The following is a 3,152-nucleotide window of genomic DNA, read 5'->3' as shown; positions in this document are numbered from 1 at the left end:
TGGATGCGCAGCATGGTTTCCAGAGGATAGGGTTTTCTACCGCCGCCGGCCTTGGGGTAGAACGGTTCGATCAGCTCCAGCAGGCCTGCCCAGGGCACCACCTGATCCATTTCGGCGAGGAAGCGCTCTCGGCGGGTTTGCTTGCGCTTGCCGGCGTACTCAAAGTCGGAAAAGCTCATCTGGCTCATGGGCGGCTCGGATCAGGTGTTGCGGGGATTCTCGCATAACTGAAGGCTTGTTCGGAGATTCCCTAGCGGTTTCGTCCTCCACATCTTGGGTGTCGTAAAGATGGATTTTATATTTCACTATATTCTTGGAGCCCAACCACGTAGTGGAGCCTGAAGTGCGTGATTCGCGGATAACCTGTTGATATCCAATGGGCTCAGGTGTATAGCCCCCATTTTCCTTTGTGTTGCCTGTTAAATAAACGGCAGTAGACTGATTGTTATCCTGATCTGTGCAGTACAGTGTCAGGGTGAAATCCAGTGATAAAGGCAGTGGGAAGCTGAAATTGTCTCCGTAAATGATTTCCTGGTGTAGTTCACTACTGGTTGCGATCAATAATGTATGAAATACGATTCCCTTCTTTGCCTCGCCTTCAATGTACGAAATATGGACTGTTTGAGTGACGGGGTTGTAGGTGTATTTGAGATTGGACGGTGCAGTAGGGGGTGTTGTTATAGGTCGATAGGCCTCTACACGCCTGATCGAGTAGTCGCCATAGATTTCATAACTGTTTATCGCCCGTACAGCTAGCTGGTAGGCATCGTAGCTTGGCAGATTTTCAAAAGAGGTTTCATTTGCCCAGCGAGAAACAATTTTTGTTTGAATCGGTTCCTGATAGGTACGCCGTCGACAATACCCATCTCTTCAAAAACTTGAACTTCATAACAGTCGACCCTTTGGCCCTGACCCCAATATATTGCACACGCGAACTTATCATATCGCTGGGTCGCCGTTATACCGGGTGTTACAGGTTTTTCCTCCGCTGTCAGTGGGTCGAAGGTGCCAAGGGTGTGGGTTAACGGGGCAGAATAGTTACCTGCAAAGTCGACCCCGTAGACTTTTAATTTATAACAGGTGTCCGGCATGAGGGTGAGTTCTATTGTTTGAAGTTTGGTGTGCTGATTTTCAATTTTTACTTCTTGCCCGTCATCGATAGTGTAGATGTGGTGAGTGACAGCGTAATTATCAGTGGATTTTATGAATAAGAAAAAACAGGTCATCCATGGCCTCACATAGAAGGCATGGTCAAACTCGGGAGGGGAGGGGGGGATGGTATCACGTGCTCTTTCGCCCTTGTAGATATTCGCTTGTATGCAGTTAAAGACGATGGGCGTCTTTTCAAGAAAATCCACGTTGACGATGTTGCTATTAATGAGTGTTTTTTCATCGGGGTGGAGTTTGTTATTGGTAAAACCTGATAAGTTGAGGGGGCCGTAGTTTGCTGAGGTGTTGGTAACTTGTAGCGACCACATGTCAGACTTGAAAAGTTCGATGGTGTGCTTGTCAATGAATGCGTCGAGTTCATTCATTGAAGGTGCTTCTTTCCCTATCTTATAGTGAGGAATATTATTCCAGCACTCAGGGTGAACGCCGAATTGATACGCCGAGATAATAATGTTACAACCAGGATAGTTGGACTGTATTTCAGCAAGTGTTAAATCACGCGCGGCGCGTGGCAAAATTTTTACCGTGCCGTTTGTACCTGTAAAGCCATTGATTAGCTGTAGAAATACTTCGAGATAGTCGCGCTCTGTGAAGCTGTCGAGGTCGTGGAAATTCAGAATGACAATTTCATTTTTTCTAGTCGCGTAGTCTTGCCTGAAAAAATCATTGCAGTCATTAATAAGCCCACTTAGGGAACGTTTTGATAGCGCTCCATTATGGCTAAAAAAAATGCCCTCAATGCCGTGCTTTAGACGTACATCGAGTACCCGGGCTCCTTGTAAAAGCTGGAATAAAAAAGTGTCATTTTGGCAAGCTGTCCAGCCCTCTTCTATGCCGCTGACCGCTTTTTTATCCATGCCGGAGTTATGGGTAGAAGGCAGCGATAGAAGGTGTAACTTTAGGGGCGCAAGAAAGTAGCTTAGGTCTGTCATCCAAGTCGATGGCGAGTACTCAGTCTTCAAATTCGATAATAAATTCATGACGCGTTACTCTTTTTTGATCGCCACAAAAAGCTACAACGGAACACACAATGATCCTACTGTCAGTTTTGATAGGTACACGTGCTGGTCAGCTCTTGTCAGGGAAACTCCGAACCGTCGCCAATACGTGCTGAATGACCGTCTGATCACCTGACCTGAGCCCTTCATGAGCCAGATGAGCTTGTCCGACTTCGAATACGCCAGGAAAAGTAAGCAAACTCGCCGCGAACGGTTCCTCGCCCAGCTCGACCAAACACGAGGGCGGTAAACGCGATCCGGAGATCCATCAAACCAAAAAATTAACCAGTATTTCTTTGGAGTGAAGGCCCATCTCGGTGCCGCCGATGACTCTGGGCTGGTTTAAGCGATGTCACCCAGGTTGCCGCACTACTTCACGGCGAGGAAAACACGGTCTATGCCGATGCGGGCTACACCGGTGTTGAGATACGTAAAGAGCATGAGAATCACGAAGTGGTTTGGCAGGTCGTCGCGCGGCGCAGCGCCTATCCCAGGCTGAGTAAACGCCGCGTGCTTTACAAGGCCAAGCGCAAAATCGAGTACCTCTACGCCCAGACGCGGGCTAAGGTTGAACATCCATTTCGGGTGATTGAACGTCAGTTCGGTTGTGTGAAAGTACGCTTTCGCGGACTGATGAAAGGCACCGCCCAACTGACCACGCTGTTTGCGCTGTCAAACCTGTGGATGGCTCGAAAAAAGCTGACGGGTATGGGCAATGTACGCGTGTAACACGCAGAAATGGGCTGACAAGCCCAATCAATCGTTGCACGCAGGGCGTTTCGCGCTAGTTAGTGCTGATCGCCGTGTTTTTTTCAACTTGCGGCACACATGCGGCAAGTTGGGCGCAGCTTACTTAGGGATGCTCCGATCAACTTGTCGTGCAGCCGCGGCAAGTTGCAATTTTCCAGGCACCTACAGCGTCATTGGACGAAAAGTGACCGAAAAATCATGTACGGAGAGCTTTTTCGACCGGTTCTCCGTGTT

2 protein-coding genes and 1 pseudogene are annotated in these 3,152 nt (G+C 48.5%); 1 reads left to right on the top strand and 2 read right to left on the bottom strand.

The genetic code is table 11. The features are described 5' to 3' along the window. Both HBN61_RS22160 and HBN61_RS22155 read right to left on the bottom strand, forming a co-directional pair. A partial coding sequence (locus HBN61_RS22160) for a transposase (RefSeq protein WP_524539063.1) occupies window positions 1–188 on the bottom strand: 188 nt, incomplete at its 3' end. Window positions 189–752: 564 nt separating this feature from the next. Continuing rightward, window positions 753–2,150, bottom strand: a complete 1,398-nt coding sequence (locus HBN61_RS22155) for a phosphatidylinositol-specific phospholipase C domain-containing protein (protein WP_170047913.1) — start codon at window positions 2,148–2,150, stop codon at window positions 753–755. 236 nt (window positions 2,151–2,386) lie between these two features. Here HBN61_RS22155 and HBN61_RS22150 point away from each other — a divergent pair. Further along, a pseudogene (locus HBN61_RS22150) lies at window positions 2,387–2,897 on the top strand (transposase); the annotation flags it as partial. Window positions 2,898–3,152 lie beyond the last annotated feature (255 nt).

This window comes from Pseudomonas sp. WS 5071 (assembly GCF_012985765.1).
Classification (GTDB): Bacteria; Pseudomonadota; Gammaproteobacteria; order Pseudomonadales; family Pseudomonadaceae; genus Aquipseudomonas; species Aquipseudomonas lundensis_A.
The sequence above is the reverse complement of the archived record's forward strand: the minus strand, read 5'-3'. Positions and strand labels throughout refer to the sequence as shown.

Bases quoted from the DNA above. Each gene is read 5' to 3' on its own strand.
- HBN61_RS22155 (WP_170047913.1), bottom strand. From the start codon at position 2,150: ATGAATTTATTATCGAATTTGAAGACTGAGTACTCGCCATCGACTTGG.